Origin of the sequence: Citrobacter sp. UYEF32, assembly GCF_040546205.1 — a bacterium.
GTDB classification, from domain to species: Bacteria; Pseudomonadota; Gammaproteobacteria; order Enterobacterales; family Enterobacteriaceae; genus Phytobacter; species Phytobacter diazotrophicus.
In genome coordinates, this window is the sequence record NZ_JBEPNI010000001.1 from 1 (window position 1) to 16,991 (window position 16,991).

A 16,991-nucleotide genomic window follows, 5' to 3' on the forward strand; every position below is an offset into this window, starting at 1 on the left:
TACCAGACCGTGATCAGTTGTTCACCGCGTCAGGATCGTACCGTGCGCGTTATCGCCGCCGATTACGACAACCAGCAGGATGAATTCTCACTCGACACCCCCATTGTGACCCACCCTTCACAGCAGTGGTCAGACTATGTGCGTGGCGTGGTGAAACATCTGCAAAAGCGTGACAACAGCTTTGGCGGCGCGGATCTGGTGATCAGCGGTAACGTGCCGCAGGGCGCGGGCCTGAGCTCGTCCGCCTCGCTGGAAGTGGCGGTCGGCACCGTGTTTCAGCAGTTGTACCACCTGCCGCTGGACGGCACGCAAATCGCCCTGAACGGCCAGGAAGCGGAAAACCAGTTTGTCGGCTGTAACTGCGGCATTATGGACCAGCTTATCTCGGCGCTGGGTAAAAAAGGCAGCGCGCTGCTGATCGACTGCCGCTCGCTGGGCAGCAGGGCGGTCTCCATGCCGGAGGGCGTTTCCATCGTCATCATTAACAGTAACTTCAAACGCACCCTGGTAGGCAGCGAGTACAACACCCGTCGCGAGCAGTGCGAAACCGGCGCGCGTTTCTTCCAGCAAAAAGCGCTGCGTGATGTGAATATCGATCAGTTCAACGCCGTCGCGCACGAACTGGATCCGGTGGTTGCCCGCCGCGTCCGCCATGTGCTGACCGAGAATGCGCGTACCGTGGAAGCCGCCAGCGCGCTGGAAAAAGGCGACCTGCAGCGTATGGGCGTCCTGATGGCGGAATCCCATGCCTCCATGCGTGATGATTTCGAAATCACCGTACCGCACATCGACACTCTGGTGGAGATCGTGAAAAACACCATCGGCGATAAAGGCGGCGTGCGCATGACCGGCGGCGGATTTGGCGGCTGCGTGGTCGCGCTGGTGCCGGAAGCGCTGGTGCCTGCGGTGAAAGAGGCCGTTGCGGCACAGTACGAAGCTAAAACCGGCATTAAAGAAACCGTCTATGTCTGTAAGCCTTTGGCGGGCGCGGGACTGGCTTAAAAACACGCAGCGAAAGGATTCGTATCTTTTGATACGTACAAGCGTATTCAGGGAGATATGCACTCATCACCTTTGCAGCCTTTCGGGAAATGTTCCCGGAAGGCATTCCTCAGACGGCGTCGGCCCCCGCGTCACACTCAGAGCAGGCGTTAATCCAGACTATTTTGAATTACTCAGCCATTCATCCACGGTGAGTGAAAACAGAAGGCTTGGCGGCGCATCGCTAACATCATAAATGTCTTTGATATAGCGTAGCCCTGCTTTCTCGAGCACCTTGCGCGACGCCAGATGGTTTTGTCTTACGACAGCGGAAATCTCGGTAAACGCGATATTTTCAAATCCATATCTCAGCGCATAGGTTGCAAATTCTGTGGCCAGACCCTTTCCCCATGCGTCAGTCGAGAATCGATAGCCAAGGTTATTAATCATAATATCGTCGTAACTTCGAATGCTCAGCCCGCCAAAACCAATGATTGTTTCAGGACGATCGCGCAGTAATATTGCCCAGTTTCCGAACCCGTGGGTGTGCCAATGGTCGAGCCAGCGAATGAGCACCGCTTTTGCATAGTCAATGTCCGGGTATGGCCCGGCGGGGTTAAATGTGTTCGTCGCTGGATCACCATAAATCCTGAACAGATCGGCGACGTCTGATGCCAGGACAGGACGAAGGGATAAGCGGGATGTTTCAACGTGCACATTAGACTCCTGAGATGTCATTGCAAGTACCCTGACTTAGGGATCTCTGATTTAAGCACACTTTTGCTTTGACGTTATCGCATTGATGCGGACTGGATATGTTCGCAATTCGCGCATAGCAGACCAGACCGCGCTTCGGCCTGTCTGCTTCGTGCCAGGACTTACCCGGCGTATCTGTGGCGCTGCAATCTTATGAGCGCTCACTCTGTTGTTCGGGGCGGTTATTGACGGAATGTCGGGACGAACAGCAGACGATACCGGAGACAATCAGAACCAGGGTGACGATGTGGTAGGTGTGTAGTTCATTGCCCAGAAATACGACGCCCATAATACCGCCGGAGACAGGGATAAGATGGGTGTAAATCTCACTTCGGGTAGTACCAATCAGCGATACGCCTTTATTCCAGAACACATATGACAGCCATGACGGGAAGATAATCAGATAAAGGATACCGATGATAACAGAGGGTGACACACTATAAATAACGCCCCGATACGCCTCTGCAAACGCGGCATGGAGAATAAACATCGGTACGAGTATTAAAGTCCCCAATAGGGAACTGAAAGCGACAAAGGATGTATTTGTTACCGTGGTGTCTTTAAAACGCAGAAATGCGCAGTAAAACGCCCAGCTCAACGCGGAAATAATGGTCAGCACATCTCCCAGACCAAAAGTCTGCATCCGCCCGTTACCGCTGGCACTGGAAAATGCGAGGTACAGCACCCCCACCGTACTGGCCACGACACCCGCAATATTGCGCGCTGAAATGTATTCACGGAAAAGAAAATGGTTAATAAGTAGAACGAGGCAGGGTGTGCTGGAAATATAGATAGCTGCGTTAAGGGAGGTTGTGTACTGAAGGCCTATGTATAAACTGAGCGGGAAACAGACCTGCCCCAGGAAAGAGAGGAGAATGTTTATGCGAATATGCTTTCGCATCGAGGCGAAATCGACGCAGAATCGCTTCCAGTAAAACGAAAGCATCAGCAGGGTTGTCCCTCCCCAGCGGATCAGACTCAGTCCGTAGGGGTCAACGTACTGAACCAGTATATGCCCCACAACATAGTTTCCACCCCAAAAAATGGCGGCCAGCGCCAGCAGTAAGTAAGCCACACATCCACTCCTGTTCAGCATAATCAAAAACCCGGAGCTCCCTCCGGGCCGGTATCATCATCAGAGTTGCATCAATTTCTGCATCAGTTGATCGTAATAGCGCTCCGCGGTCCGCAGCCTCAGTAAACTGCCGAGATAGAACTCCCGGCGGGTCTCAGGGTACTTCCCGGCAATCACATCAATGACGTTATAAAGCCAGTCATCCCCGTGTTTGATATCAATGGTGATATGTTCCGTATAATATTTCACATCGCGATCGATAAGGCCCAGACGCAGACATCCATTTACCAGTTTTTCATACTGGGGCGGATCCAGCACCTCCGTCATAGCCATTACCCCAAGCAGTTTGTAATAGTGGCTGCGGTTAACAGAACCGATCATGAAGGCATTGTGTCCGGCCAGTGCTTCTGCCCCGTACATGTCGATATAATGGTTTTCTGGCAGTTTTATGTCCTGCCGCGCCAGCACATCCTTATAGAGATTGACGTGCGTAAACACATTGTCACCATGCCCTATTTCATCCCACAGGTTTTCACTGATAGTACCGCGGGTTTCCGGCTGGGAGCCAATCAGCGTATAGGCAACCAGATCAAAGAAAATCAGATTAAGTGCGCTGTCGCTTTTGAAGAAATAATAGAGTTGCTCCGTTGAAGCATCCTTTTCCAGAAACTCAAAAAGGGGGTGATGCGAAGCATTATGTGCATGCCACACCGTTTTTAAAAAATCACCATAACGCGGGGCTGAATTCACCTCTTCGGGTAGAGAAAGTTGCCCGAACTCATGTTCCAGCCATTCATTCTCGATGATTTTTTTAATTTCCAGCAACGCCGGGTCGTACTGCCGGGATGCAGGGGCAGAGAGCGGATGAGCCAGAACACTCTGGTAAATAATAAAAAGGGCATGCTGGGCAATTTTCTGATCCGCAACTGCGCCCTGATGATAGGCCCGGTGCGTTATGTCACGCAGTTTTTCGCTATCTGGTGTTTTATTCGTTTCACCATTGATATAGCTGAGCAGGCTCTGCGTGAAACCATACATATCTTCTTTAAAAGCCGGTTCGATCCTACGGATATTAAACATGCTGATTTCCTTTGTTATTAGGCGCACTAATTTTGTGGTTATCAACAAGGTAAATTTTGTGATGCAGATCACATTAAAAAAGCATATATTTTAACAATAAAAGCCTTTTAGGTTGCCGCTTACCTGGTATTGTTTTTCATGAAACATTCAGCGAATAATAATATTCTTGTCACCAGATGGCAGAGCCATTGTTTTATGATGCTTATAATTTATCGCTAAAGACAGAATAAAATAACCGCGTAAAGCTCGAAGGGAATTTCGCAATTTGATGAGCCAAATTTTGATTGTAATTAATGGAAAAATAACAACATCAGCACTACGTCATTCAATTCCGATCGTAAAAGAACGACTATGCTAAATAGACAGATGATTTCCAGCACATCACTTTATGCTGGCCGCTTCGCGCCAAAACGGATATAAAATTTCTGCTGTACAGAATGAAGCAGAAGCCTGCTTTAGCGGCCATCAGCAAATTTCTGTCATCTGCGAAAGTGACTGTTCTATCACCTGAAACGAACCATGTTCTTCAATTTGTTCAGACAATTCAGAGCCGCGCGCATTATCCCTTAACTGGCATTTCCCGGACACGGCCTGAGTTCATGTGGCGCAGGCTCTGTCCTTTAAGTTCCAGAGCCTTATATAGCCTCTTAACACGCTTTCTAATATATCATTGAGACATGCTGTTAAGCTTTTCTTTTAATTTCACCACATGATCATAGTACTCAGTACCTTGCTTAACCTGTTGAAGGTTCCTGTCCAGCATCTGACTGAAAGAACGGCCTTGCTTATTTACTGGATTAGGGTTCGCACCATGCTCAAGTAAGAAATAGACCTTATCAAAATCAGTGCGGAAAAAAGCGTCAACAAGTGGCGTCTCACCCAGGGTATCCCGCGTATTTATATCGGCTCCCCGTTCAATCAAAAGCGCAAGCGTGGCTGTATTTTTTGCACTTAGCGCTGAAAAGATAAGAGGAACATTGAGTAATTTATCCCGGGAATTAGGATCAAGTCCGCCGTCGAGAAGCGCTTTAAGCCATATATCTTTATCACCCATTGCCATCATTTGAGCCGGTGTGCCGCGTGCATTCGGTTGTGCTTGTTGGGGATCCGCACCTGCGCGTACAAGTTCCGTGACAATATCTAACCTTTTTTGAGAATTGCCGTTATACATAACCTCATTCAGAGCAAAAAGCAGCAGTGTAAAATGCTCGTTTCCCGGTGTGTTCAGATCGGTTGTTTTTGACAGACGGATAACAGATTCACTATCTGCCGCCTGGATAGCCTTAGCCAGAACAAGCTTAGGACCGGTGAAATATTTTTCAGGTTCTATCTTTTTCATATCATTGCACGCCGATAACAGCACACACAGAAAAGAAAGCATAATTACGGATACACGTTTTTTCATGCTAACCCCTACTATGCTCATAACAGACCTGACAATTCTCCAGTCTGTCTGCCTCAAGCGAATAAAAAATTTCCTTTTATAAACCTTGTCTGCGTTTCCACTCATCGACCACATCGCCCAGATTTTTGGGGATATCATTGCGGATCCAGGCCATGAAATCACGGTCGAAACGGAAGTTTTCCCCGCACTGTTCCATCATGAAACGACGAACGTTTTGCGTGTTTTTGTAGTGTTTATCTATGGCTGTGGAACGGGTGAGCAATGCGCTATGCCAGTCAATTTTCAACGTCCCAACTCCCGGATTGTCTATTAATTAAAGAGTGGCAGCTTAGCTTTTGGGTTACCATTATGCGTCAGAAACTGCGCAATGGCCTCAACCACCCCGGCCGCCAGGGGAAGCGATGCGTTTGTATAAGCCGCATTATTCTCTTCCCTGTCATCAGAATTCACCGCTTTAAGAACATGGTTTACATCCGGTAAAAGAACAAGGGTTGCTTTCGGGTTGGCAGCCTTAAGCTGTCGGGCATCATATTCCGTTACCTGAAGATCGCGTTGCCCCTGTAATATCAGTACAGGTTTAGTAATACGCGTGATCAAATGAACTGGATTAAAGGAAAAAATGTCTATAAGAAACCCCTGCACTGCCGGATAAAATAAATGTTGCACAGCAGGATGCCTGTTCTGAACATTAACATGTCTACCCTGCTCCAGTTCGTTAATAACAAAAAACGCATCGTCCAGCAGAATTGCATTTTGCGGATTGGCTTTAAGCTGTTCTCTTAATACATCCCCCAGCGGGCGCGAAGGTGTTGCGACCAGCATTAAACCATAGACATCAGGTTCCTGCGCCGCCGCCAATGCCACGATCCCCCCTTCACTGTGCCCGAGAAGCCAGATACAGGGGTTTTCCAGACGCTGTTGCAATACCGTTATCCAGGAACGTACGTCTTCTACATAATCACTGATTGTCACGGCATTGGCGTCCGTTATCGCCGCTGAACTGGCAAACATTCCACGCTTATCCATCCGCAACGTTGCGATACCTTTCAATGCCAGATTTTCCGCCAGAAGCCGATACGTTGACGCATTAACCCCAAGCGGATTATTACCATCGCGGTCAGTCGGCCCTGAACCGGGAATAATCAGAATGATATGTTCTGGCTTCGAACAGGGGCTAAGCAAGGTGCCTTTGAGAGAGCCTTGCGGACCGGGTGCTTCCAGCAATGTTTCATATATGGTGTTATGCATAACCAGGTGAGCCATATAAAGTAAGGGGGTAAAAATGCTAACGGCATTTTTTGTAATGCTTTGAATATAGGAATTAAAATGCAGACAATCCATATAGTTTTACTTTTATATTTGTGGTGATGCAAGATAATCACAAAACAATGTAACCAGAGGAAAAGAGACGTTCTGTTTGAGATACCTGATGAGTTTCTTTTCTTTCACAATCAAGGAGATTAAACTCATTTCACCTTAATCCGAGCACTCAGGTATTTCGTCTTGAATCGCATTGTTAAGCTGGCGTGCCCTGCGCTCTTATTTTCGCTATTTACGCTCTCCGGCTGCTCATTATCCCCGGCGATTCCGGTTTTAGGCGCAGCATTTCCCGGCTGGTTCTTCTGCTTATTAGGCGCCGCGCTGTTACTTATTCCCTGCCATATCCTGATTGTGCGTCAAGGATGGCAATCGCGATTTTCTCCGCTGGTCTTCAGCTATCTGGCGCTGATGTTCCTGTTCGCCACGATTCTGTGGTTCCTGTTCTTCGTAAACTAGACCCCTATGACCAAATCCCGCTCAAGCGTTATCCGCAAAAAATGGCCCCTGCTGGCACTCGTTCTCGCCGCTATCGTGGCGCTGATTATGGTTATCTGGCAGCTACAAACCTCGCCGGAAACCAACGATGCCTACGTTTATGCCGACACCATCGACGTGGTTCCGGAAGTGAGCGGGCGGATCGTCGAAATGCCGATTCGCGACAATCAGCGGGTGAAAAAAGGCGATCTGCTGTTCCGCATCGACCCGCGTCCCTACCAGGCGATGCTTGATGATGCCAAAGCGCGGCTAACCACGCTTGATGCGCAGATTATGCTGACCCAGCGCACCATCAAAGCGCAGGAGTACAACGCGCAGTCGGTCAACGCCGCCGTTGAACGCGCTAAAGCGCTGGTTAAGCAGACCACCTCTTCACGCATACGCCTTGAGCCGCTGGTACCGCAGGGGTTTGCCTCACAAGAAGATCTGGATCAGGCGCGAACGGCCGAAAAAGCGGCGCGCGCCGAACTGGAGGCCACCCTGCTGCAGGCGAAACAGGCTTCCGCGGCCGTGACCGGCGTTGATGCCATGGTGGCGCAGCGCGCGGGGATCCTGGCGCAAATTGCGCTGGCCGAGCTGCATCTCGAATTTACCGAAGTGCGCGCGCCGTTTAACGGCGTGGTGGTGGCGCTGAAGACGACGATCGGCCAGTACGCCTCGGCCCTTAAGCCGGTCTTTACCCTGCTGGATGACGACCACTGGTACGTGGTGGCAAACTTCCGCGAAACCGACTTGCAGAGTGTTCGGCCCGGCGTTCCGGCCAGAATCACCGTAATGACCAACCATGGCCGTACCTTCGAGGGCGTAGTCGACTCGGTCGGCACCGGCGTTCTGCCCGACGGCGGCAGCGTCATTGAAGGCCTGCCGGTCATTCAGAAGAGCATCAATTGGGTCCATGTCTCCCAGCGCTTCCCGGTTAAAATCGCCGTCAAAGATCCCGACCCGAACCTGTTTCGCATGGGCGCTTCCGCCAGCGCCGTTCTCCAGCCGCAATAAGGAGACGGCATGCAAAGCTTGTGGCCGTTTCTGACCCGGGAACTCCGCGATGCGCCGGGGCGGGCGAACTATACCCTGCGCCTGACGCTCAGTTGTGCGGTGCTGATTGTGCTGTTTATGACGCTGCATATTCCCTTCCTCGCCGTAGCGCTGATCGTGGTGTTTTACGTCAGCCAGCCTAACGTCCTGATGATTAAGCTGGTCAGCGTGGTTTTCGTGGTGACCGTCAGCGTCGCCCTGGGCGGCGTACTGCTGATTATCAAGTGGACGTATGACTATCCGCTGATTCGCCTGGTTGCCTCGGTGATCCTGTTCTTCTGTGCGATTTACCTGATGCGGGTCCTCGGCAAGCTGGGGCTGGCATTTTTCGTGGTGGCGCTGGCAGTCATCTACGCCCAGACCTTCCCGTCGATGACCAGCCAGAGCGAAATTCTGGTACGCCTGCTGCTGTGGCTATGGGTGGCGATTAACACCGCCATTCTGGTGACGCTGCTGGTCAACGCCTGTTTCCAACAGGCGTTCCCCGGCTATCAGTTTAAAGCCCGGCTGGTGGTCATGCTGCGCCAGACGGCGCGGATTCTTAGCCAACCGGATAGCGAGGCGACGCAACCCTCCTTTAAAGAGATCGCCGGCCAGTTTAACCAGTTGCAGTCCCTGTACCAGCAAGCCGCCCGCGCCACGCCGGAGATTGCCGCCAGCCCGCAGGCCTGGCAATCGCGGATGGCCGCCGCGCTGCGCTGCTACCATTTGACGGCACTGTTACAGCCGGGCCGCGACCATTCCGATGCGCGCCAGCGGATAGCCCGCGAGCTGAACGCGCTGGCGGATAATCTGCCCAGCCCCACGGCGGCGGATATGGAGCCGTTGATGGTCCCGCGCGATAGCGATAACAGCGCCATTTTGCAGGAGATCGCCGGGGTGCTGGCGCGGCTGGCGCGCGGCGAAACCATCGCGTTACCGCAGGGTGAAGTGGAAAAAGCGCCGCTGCTGCTGCCGGACGCGTGGTCCAATCCGGTCTATCTGCACTTTGCCCTGAAAACGCTGCTGGCGACGCTGCTGTGCTACGTTTTCTATACCGCCGCCGACTGGCAGGGCATCCACACCATTATGCTGAGCTGCGTCATTGTCGCCCAACCGGGTCTGGGCGCTACCATGCAGAAAACGTGGCTGCGCATCGGCGGCGCGCTGCTGGCGACGCTGATTGCGCTGCTCCTGATCGTCTTTGTGCAGCCCTGGACCGACTCGCTGAGCGGCCTGCTGGCGATGACCCTGCCGGTGTTCGCGCTGGCCGCGTGGATTGCGGCAGGCTCAGAGCGCATCGCCTACGCCGGGATCCAGATAGGTTTCACCTTTGCGTTGGCGTTCCTGAGTTGGTTTGGCCCGCTCAGCAACCTTACCGAACTGCGCGACCGGGTTATCGGTATCCTGCTCGGCGTGCTGGTCTCCTCGATTGTACATCTCTATTTATGGCCGGATAGCGAAGCCCCGCAGCTCAAAGCGCGTCTGGCGCAGCTTTATCGCCAGCTGGCGCAGACCCTCTCCTCAAGCGACGATGAGGTTCAACTGGTGCAGCTATTTGCCGCGCTGACCGAGAGCGAAACCTTAATCAACCGGGTAGCCGCCGAGCCGCTGGGAACCTACGCCCACCCGTGGCCGGAAGCCAAAAACTGGCCGGTGCGGGCGACGTTCCATCAGGCGGAAGAGATCCTGCGCCTCAGCGAAGGCTATCGTCTGTACGCCGCGCCGGGGGATACTTTTTTACCCCGCTGCGCCCGGCGGCTTGAAGGCTACGCTGCCGGTATCGACGCGCAGCAAACTGCAATAGAACGCCCTCAGGCGCTTCTCACGGACCCGACGAATCCATTTGGCGCGCCGCTGGTCAATGCGCTGGCCGCCCTGCCGGCGTGGCCATTTGCGTCTTCTGATATTCCGCGACAGGCAATGCAATCATGATTAAAACCTCCACTCTCCCGCGCGCCGCGCGCTCCCCGGTGTTTGCCTTCGCCCTGACGCTGTTAACCGGGTGCGCATTAATTCAGGACGATCCCGGCCAGGTTCCGCTGGTCAATCCGCAGCAGGCCGAGCTGGCGCAGGTGATCCATCTGGCGAATAGCGGCTGGCCGACGGCGCGCTGGTGGGAAGGCTATCAGGATCCGCAGCTAAATATGCTGGTCAATCGCGCGCTGCAGAACTCCCCCACCATGCAGGCGGCGCGGCTGCGTATTTCGCAATCGCAGTCCACGGTCGAGCTTGCGCAGTCGGCAATGGGCGTGCAGGCCACCGCCGTAGCGGCGCAAAACCGTCTGCGGGTCACCAATAAACAGTTCACCTGGCCCTACTCCTTCTCCCTGCCGGTGGATAAAAACGGCCCCTGGTACACTCTGAATACGGTTGGCGTCGGGGCGACGCTGAATATCGATTTATGGGGCGCCGACCGCGCCCGCGTTGCCGCCGCGATTGGCGAAAAGAACGCCCGCCAGGCGGAGACCGCCGGCATCGAGCTGGATCTTGCCAGCAGCGTGGCCCAGCTCTATTTCGCGATGCAGGCAACTTTCCAGAAAATCGCATTACTTAATCAGCTGGAGGCCATCGCCAGGCTCTCGGTGCAGGCGCATGAGCATCGTACCGCGCGCGGCGTGGAGGATAGCGTCGATGTCGCCAACGCCCAGGCGGAGCTGCTGGCGGCGCAGCAGCAGGTGATTACGGCGCAGGGGACGCTGACGCAGTATCGGGAAACGCTGCGGGCGCTGATCGGCGCCGATGCGCATAGCATGCCGGAGATTCATCCCGTGCCGCTGCCGGCGCTGCAGGAGACGCTCCCGGATTCGCTTTCGTTTGAACTGCTGGCCCGTCGCCCGGATCTGCAGGCACTGCGCGGCTACGTCAGCGCTTCGATGAACCAGGTGGACGCGGCAAAAGCGGCGTTTTACCCGCACTTCGATATCAAAGCCTTCTGGGGCTACAACGCGCTGAGCGTTGGCGATCTGTTTAAGTCCTCATTCCAGCAGATCAACCTGCTGCCGGGGCTCTATTTGCCGCTGTTTGACGGCGGGCGCTTAAACGCCGGCCTGAAATCGACGCGTACGGCGAGCAATATTTTGATTAAGCAGTACAACCAGGCGGTGCTGGACGCGGTGCGCGACGTGGCGATTAGCTCCAGCCAGTTGAACGATTTGAACCAGCAGGCCGCGCTGCAGCAGCAGAAGGTCGAGGCGGCGATGATGACTACCCGCAGCGCCAGCGCGCACCATCAGCGCGGACTGGTCAGCTACTATGCGGCGCAGGAGGCGCGTCGTCCGGCCATCGCGCAGCAGCTTTTGCTGCTGGATATCGAGGCCCAGCGGCTCAGCACCGATATCACCTTGATTAAAGCCCTGGGCGGCGATTACCGCGGCCCACAGTCTGCCAGACAGTGAAAAATGGAAACAGAGACGTTCAGCGCGTGTTTTTATGAGCAGGAATTGCCGATTTTTTGGAACCAATGCGCTCATGGCGGTAAATTTGATAAATCATAAAACTAAGAATAAAGGGAAAACCATGCTGATAGAGCAAGCGCCACAGCTTGAAACAGAGCGTCTGATTTTAAAGCAATATATGCTCGAAGATTTCCCGGCGCTATTTTAAGGACTAAATATGCAAATTGAACTCAGTTTTCTTGAAAAAATCGTCAATACAAAGAAGATGCCCTGGCCATCTGACACAGGACACAATCGGCGCTGTGTCCAAAACGAGAATGTTCTACCGTGCTTGCTTTCTCAGGCAAAAGTGGTGTGTAACTTTATCCATATCACATAAAGCAACAAAGCCGGCTCGTTCATAAAAAGTGAATGCCGATGATGGTGCGTTGGTGTTGATAAAATCAAACCAGAGGCCAGCATCTTTAAGTATTTCACTGAGCAAACCGCTGCCAATATGATTTCTTCTCCATGCCGTGTCTACATAGAGATGCCGCAGACGTCCGGTGCCAGTTATTTCCGTAAAGGGATCGATGTTAAGTCCGCACACGCCAACAATTAAATCATCAGCATAAGCCCCAAGCAGTTTTTCTCCGGGCCTGTCAAAGCGGTTCTGTCCGTTTAACCAATTTTCTTCCAGTCGGTGTAGCATGTTAAATCCTTCAGCCATGCTCTTTAATTTTAACTCCGTAAACCCTGGGCTTGCCGGGGTAATGTTTGTGAATTGGATATTCATGAGCCGTTCCAATGATTTCGGTTTGCATAGCTTGGGCAGAATTGACAGCGCGTCCAGGGGAAATCTGCCGTGCCCGGATGTCCCCTGGACGCCAAGAGCGGCCCTAAGGGCATTAAATGAGTATGGATATTTTAAAAAATTCGGGTAACCGACAGGTTGCCCCGGAAACGAAGCTAAAGCGGCGCAACGTTCTCCACTACATGCTGGAAAACGTAGGGATCGGAAAGTAGTTCAAATTCTTCGTCACTCGGGTACGTCACCGCTACGTGATAGCTTTCTCCGGCAAATGCCTTAACCGACTGCAGATCCTGCCAGTAAGTCGCCAGGAAAAAATGCTCCCATTCCCCCTGGGTTTCTCTACGCACAAAAGCGCCTCTGTTCCCAGATATGCTCTTTGAATGTTTTACACCGGTATTCTCAAGGTGTTTCGCAAAAGCTTCAGCATGTTTTAGCGGAACACAACCGTGCCAGGTCCTTACAATCATTAGTGTTTCCTCTTTTCGTGGTAAGAATGTAACCATACCATCGAAAGTCACTTTATGGCGTATTTTCCAATGAGTATGCCTCGTCACTCAAAAGCTCATTATTGGGATAAGCCAGCTTCCCTCTTCTTGTATGTCCGCTCCTCGCTCAAAAAAAGGACGACCAGTTCCGTGACAGGAGCAGAAGTAATAATTTTGCCCATGTCGCCACAGGCTTTTTCACCGGATAATGTAAGAACTCAATAGAGCTTCTGCTCGATATGGTTTCCTGCATCAACCACTCGCCAGATTTTCCATTCGCCATCTTCCTTCCGGGTCCAGACCTGCAAATGCTTATATTTATTATCCTGTATACCCAACCAAACATCCACTCTCTGGCTGCTGCCATCCACAACGCCAGGAGTTGTACGTAAGCGATGGATCCATTCAGTTGCATAATCCTGCGTATAGGTAAAATAATCAGCTTCAAGAAATTCTTGTTCGGGAATCTTGTAGATAGCATCAAGGCGGGCAAGGAGCTTTTTTGATACCCATTTTGTCATTTTTTGTTTATGGGAAGAATTATCTGGTGAGATATTAGTAAAATCGCCCAGATAAAATTGATAGAATTCTGTGACGCTCTTCTGAGCACTAACGGGTGCACTTGCACTGGCAAAAGGCAAGTAAAAAGCCAGAATAAAGGTGAGTATCAGGCGCATCAATTCTTCCTGTAGATAACGTAAGGTGGGTGATTCCTCCGGTAACCATTACCGGGATATAAATCCTTTTGTTTAAAATCGGAATACCACGTTTTCCCATCAAACATGGCCATATGGCCAGCCTGAAGGCGGCTTCCGGGATATGGCTGAATAACAACAACATCGCCCTTTTCAGGATTTGAAGATGAGGGTAAAGCAGTGAATCCGGCCTTGAGCAGTGAATTGCCATAATCTTTTGCGAATTCTGTATTTAGAATATTTATTCCTCCGGCCGCAATAGCCAGGCGCGTATAAACTGCACACTTACTCTTTGAAGTCGGCCCAGCGTGTTTTACAAGGTAATCTACTGCTGCATCTTTATTCCATCCCATAAAAATCCCTCTGAAAACAATAATGACCAATATAATGTAAGATGCTGCAATGCTACATCAGGATAAAAAGCAACAAATAAGAGTTATCTTATTTCCCCTCGTTTACCATCAATATCGTGCTGTGTAGTGGTCTACAAAAATCAGGCTGAGCCAGATAAGTATCATGATGATCGGGATAAGAACTGTCTGGTCATCGCTGCGTAATTTTCATACAGTTTGCAGAAGAATTTTCAGCATCATAAAAAACGGGAGCCCATCGGCACTTCTCATAGTCCGCTCCAGGCTGTGAGTTCAACTGATGGATGCAACACATTGGTTAAAACGCTCTGCGGCTTATTCATCTTCCTCCTATACAAATGGCACGAACGGAAAGATGTCACTCCCCCTCCTCCTGTATATCTTCATCCACACAGAGTCATTAAAAATGGGAGGCATGGAGATGCTCAGAGGAAAAAGAGCGGTTATTACCGGTGGAGGTGGAGGATTTGGCCAGGCGCTGTGCGTGTGGCTGGCCCGAGAGGGTGTCGAAGTGGATTTTTGCGCGCGGCGGGCTGAGGATATTCAAAAAACCTGCAGCATCATCACTGCAGAAAGCGGCATTGCAAAAGGGTATATCTGTGATTTAGCCCGGCCTGAATCCGTTTCTCAGTTTTCTTCACAGCTTTTAACCTCAGACAAGCCCATAGACATTTTAATTCTCAATGCCGCTCAGTGGTTGTCAGGGAGCTTAGACGATCAGCCTGACACAGAAATTATTAATACCGTCAGTTCAGGTCTGACAGGTTCGATCCTGTTGACTCAGGCGTTGCTGCCTGGGTTAAGACGTTCAGACAGTGCTGATATCATCTCAATAATATCTTCATGTGGCGTCCCGAATTTTACGGACTCAATTGCGCATCCCGCTTTTTTCGCCAGCAAACACGGTCTCAGCGGGTTTACAACTAAACTGTCACAGCAGTTGTCAGAAGAAAATATCCGTGTTACCGGGCTGTATCCGCCGGATTTCGAACTTACAGGTTTAGAGACGTCTGTCGATGGTCAATCCAGGATGGGGGAACGTCTGATGAATGGACGATCGGTCTGGGAAACGATTCGTTTCGTGCTGACTCAACCGCGCAGTTGCCATATCAGTAGCATCTACTTTCAAGGTCCAACTCGCGAGGACCTGAGTGGCAGGTCAAACGCCTGAGGCTCAGCTTTTCCCATGACAGCCTTGCCTAATCACGCAGCGAAAAGCTCATTAATAATGATGAATAAAAGTTGTAGCTCAACCCCTGTCACAGGGTTGAGCCACTGCTTATTTATGCGTCGTGCTGAGTCACCGTTTCGGGTTGTTGCAGCAGCGACCGTACCGTCTGATGGCGGTGCCAGTACCAGGCCAGCACTTGCTTGAATCTCTCAATCTCTTTCTTCAGGCCCGGCAGAGGAATTTTGCTGCGTTTTTTGCCGTGGGCGTTCGGCTGCACATGTTGTACGTGCAGGGTATCCCGGCCAAAGTTTCTGAGGACGTTGATATTTTTAACATTATCCCAGTCCAGCAGTTCAGCCGTTTTCGGCAACACAATGCCCTGCCAGGTGATTTCAACCTGCGAACCGTCTTTCAGCGTAAAGGGAACATTCGGGAAATACTTAAGGACCAGCGCGGTCTCTTCCTCTCCCGTGGGCTGATAGCGCCAGGCCAGGCTCTCTTCATGCGTAGACGAGAAATCACGCTCATATTTCTGCCAAAGCTGCTGTTCGATGTTGTCGGCAACGGGCATTAAATCAACCCAACTCTCCGTCGGGAGTTCCGCTGCCACCGCAGCATAGGCGGTTTCTTCGACGGAAAAACCAACGTTACGCATCCTCTCAGTCAGCGGTGGGTGTGAATCAAAGGGATGCGGCACATTATGTTCACGCATGGCACTGATAAAACCGGGCGAATTAACATGTGCAGGCAAACCGGCGGCGATGGTTTTGCGGATCCCCAGTTCACTCTCATGCAGCGCGTTATTGGCAAACAGATCCCTCTCAACTTCATAGCGATAACTCGCATACGCTGAAATTTTGATCAGGGATTCGATGATCGCGGCAGGTGAAATGAGCGCGGAGGCATTGCTATCGGCAACGAACTCACGTTCACGGCTGTTGCGTTGCCATGCCAGTTCAAACAGCATGCGATACAAATACAGCGGATAGTAGACAATGAGCGTGGCCACATTCTCGCTCATCAGGGCAATATAGAGATCGAAACGGTGGAGCTTCGGCCCCAGTAACGCGCCCGATGCCGTGTCGCCTTCATGCAGGTGAGTCAGTTCATGAACCATGACGCCATCAGCCTGCGCAAGCGTCAGTTGGCGCAACAGCGGAATACTGACATAGAGTTTGCGGCCCTTTAGCAGATGGTCATTAACGCGCAGCGGTGCTTCTGTTACGTAGAAATTGGTGTCGATACCAGCAATAACATGGTCCGGCGGGGTTGTTCCTACTCTGGCAGCCAGCGCATCAATCCGTGACCACAGTGCAGGGGCGGCTTCGCGGCTCACGACTTCGCCTTCGATATTCTCCTCAGGCGGGAGCTTTTTAAAGATGCCTTTGATGATGTAGTAGATACCCGCCAGCACCATCAATCCGACTAATATAACCAGTTTTGGATAGTAGGTTTGCGTGAAGAAGGCGGTTCCCCAGAAAGAGAGCCAGACCAGCATAGCCCCTTGAACAATCACTTCAAGTGAACCTGCTAACATCAGGAATGGCCGTGCCAGCATCAGGCTTAACAACTGGCACTTACGGTTTCTAAAGGCCAGCGCGCTGAATAGCACGATCATCAGCAGTACAAAACAGCCGGCAATCAACGTCCAGGATGCAACGTTGTCCATCATGTAGAACTGCCAGAGTTCAGAACCCGGTGCGCAGACCGCCTTTTTATAGTTGAGCAGATCTTCGCTAACCGGGCCGCAAACGCTTGAAGGTGGATTCTCTTGCAGGAACCCGGCAAGTTTCCCGGCATCCTGGTGTTGTTTTTGTGCATCCTCAATAAAGAATTGCGTGTATTCCTGATTGAGTGATCTATTCCCGTACTCAGCAAAACCTAATGTGATCGCTGGTATAAGAAACAGGGTTAACAGTAACCAAAAGAGTACTTTTGTATAACCCATTTTC

Annotated in this window: 17 protein-coding genes; 6 read left to right on the plus strand and 11 right to left on the minus strand. The window is 51.6% G+C overall.

The window, feature by feature from the left end; all coding sequences use genetic code 11:
• Positions 1–1,002 (plus strand): galactokinase (gene galK / locus ABIB59_RS00005; RefSeq protein WP_354033552.1); only part of this gene is annotated, 1,002 nt, incomplete at its 5' end.
• Between the two features lie 159 nt (positions 1,003–1,161).
• Here galK and ABIB59_RS00010 read toward each other — a convergent pair.
• The 6 genes from ABIB59_RS00010 to ABIB59_RS00035 all read right to left on the minus strand — a co-directional run bounded on the left by ABIB59_RS00010 (position 1,162) and on the right by ABIB59_RS00035 (position 6,545).
• Complete coding sequence (locus ABIB59_RS00010) at positions 1,162–1,698, minus strand: GNAT family N-acetyltransferase (protein ID WP_354033554.1); 537 nt, start codon at positions 1,696–1,698, stop codon at positions 1,162–1,164.
• Positions 1,699–1,888: 190 nt separating this feature from the next.
• Positions 1,889–2,812: a DMT family transporter gene (locus ABIB59_RS00015; protein WP_071195267.1), complete on the minus strand. Its 924-nt coding sequence runs from the start codon at positions 2,810–2,812 to the stop codon at positions 1,889–1,891.
• Between the two features lie 60 nt (positions 2,813–2,872).
• Positions 2,873–3,892 (minus strand): iron-containing redox enzyme family protein, encoded by a 1,020-nt coding sequence (locus ABIB59_RS00020; RefSeq protein ID WP_071195268.1) that lies wholly within the window; start codon positions 3,890–3,892, stop codon positions 2,873–2,875.
• A 667-nt stretch (positions 3,893–4,559) separates the two neighbouring features.
• Complete coding sequence (locus tag ABIB59_RS00025) at positions 4,560–5,297, minus strand: ankyrin repeat domain-containing protein (RefSeq protein ID WP_354033557.1); 738 nt, start codon at positions 5,295–5,297, stop codon at positions 4,560–4,562.
• Positions 5,298–5,373: 76 nt separating this feature from the next.
• A complete protein-coding gene (locus ABIB59_RS00030) occupies positions 5,374–5,583 on the minus strand; it encodes a DUF6434 domain-containing protein (RefSeq protein ID WP_108701167.1) in 210 nt (69 codons plus the stop codon).
• 23 nt (positions 5,584–5,606) lie between these two features.
• Positions 5,607–6,545 (minus strand): alpha/beta hydrolase, encoded by a 939-nt coding sequence (locus ABIB59_RS00035; RefSeq protein ID WP_354033559.1) that lies wholly within the window; start codon positions 6,543–6,545, stop codon positions 5,607–5,609.
• Positions 6,546–6,800: 255 nt separating this feature from the next.
• Between ABIB59_RS00035 and ABIB59_RS00040 the strand changes: the two genes are divergently transcribed.
• Genes ABIB59_RS00040 through ABIB59_RS00055 form a run of 4 tightly spaced genes read left to right on the plus strand, consistent with a single transcriptional unit; the run spans position 6,801 to position 11,524 of the window.
• On the plus strand, positions 6,801–7,073 hold the full coding sequence (locus tag ABIB59_RS00040; protein WP_041851459.1) for a YtcA family lipoprotein: 273 nt from the start codon (positions 6,801–6,803) through the stop codon (positions 7,071–7,073).
• Positions 7,074–7,079: 6 nt separating this feature from the next.
• A complete protein-coding gene (mdtN, locus tag ABIB59_RS00045) occupies positions 7,080–8,108 on the plus strand; it encodes a multidrug transporter subunit MdtN (RefSeq protein WP_354033562.1) in 1,029 nt (342 codons plus the stop codon).
• A gap of 9 nt (positions 8,109–8,117) precedes the next feature.
• Positions 8,118–10,061 carry an FUSC family protein gene (locus ABIB59_RS00050; RefSeq protein WP_354033564.1) on the plus strand — a complete coding sequence of 648 codons (1,944 nt, stop codon included), beginning with the start codon at positions 8,118–8,120 and terminating at the stop codon, positions 10,059–10,061.
• Positions 10,058–11,524, plus strand: coding sequence for an MdtP family multidrug efflux transporter outer membrane subunit (locus ABIB59_RS00055; RefSeq protein ID WP_354033566.1), 1,467 nt, complete (start codon positions 10,058–10,060; stop codon positions 11,522–11,524). The genes ABIB59_RS00050 and ABIB59_RS00055 overlap by 4 nt, the downstream gene beginning before the upstream one ends.
• A gap of 322 nt (positions 11,525–11,846) precedes the next feature.
• Here the strand turns inward: ABIB59_RS00055 and ABIB59_RS00060 are convergent, their stop codons facing one another.
• The 4 genes from ABIB59_RS00060 to ABIB59_RS00075 all read right to left on the minus strand — a co-directional run bounded on the left by ABIB59_RS00060 (position 11,847) and on the right by ABIB59_RS00075 (position 13,850).
• Positions 11,847–12,299, minus strand: a complete 453-nt coding sequence (locus ABIB59_RS00060) for a GNAT family N-acetyltransferase (RefSeq protein WP_354033568.1) — start codon at positions 12,297–12,299, stop codon at positions 11,847–11,849.
• 173 nt (positions 12,300–12,472) lie between these two features.
• Positions 12,473–12,784 (minus strand): hypothetical protein, encoded by a 312-nt coding sequence (locus ABIB59_RS00065; RefSeq protein WP_079497884.1) that lies wholly within the window; start codon positions 12,782–12,784, stop codon positions 12,473–12,475.
• Positions 12,785–13,020: 236 nt separating this feature from the next.
• The gene (locus ABIB59_RS00070; RefSeq protein ID WP_041851464.1) at positions 13,021–13,479 is read right to left on the minus strand and encodes a DUF3828 domain-containing protein; all 459 of its coding nucleotides are present in this window, start codon (positions 13,477–13,479) and stop codon (positions 13,021–13,023) included.
• Positions 13,479–13,850, minus strand: a complete 372-nt coding sequence (locus ABIB59_RS00075) for a hypothetical protein (RefSeq protein WP_041851465.1) — start codon at positions 13,848–13,850, stop codon at positions 13,479–13,481. The genes ABIB59_RS00070 and ABIB59_RS00075 overlap by 1 nt, the downstream gene beginning before the upstream one ends.
• A 439-nt stretch (positions 13,851–14,289) precedes the next feature.
• On the opposite strand from ABIB59_RS00075, the gene ABIB59_RS00080 reads away from it, so the two are divergent.
• Complete coding sequence (locus ABIB59_RS00080) at positions 14,290–15,039, plus strand: SDR family oxidoreductase (RefSeq protein ID WP_354034129.1); 750 nt, start codon at positions 14,290–14,292, stop codon at positions 15,037–15,039.
• A gap of 112 nt (positions 15,040–15,151) precedes the next feature.
• Here ABIB59_RS00080 and ABIB59_RS00085 read toward each other — a convergent pair whose 3' ends face one another.
• Positions 15,152–16,987: a M48 family metallopeptidase gene (locus ABIB59_RS00085; RefSeq protein ID WP_354033571.1), complete on the minus strand. Its 1,836-nt coding sequence runs from the start codon at positions 16,985–16,987 to the stop codon at positions 15,152–15,154.
• Positions 16,988–16,991: the final 4 nt, after the last annotated feature.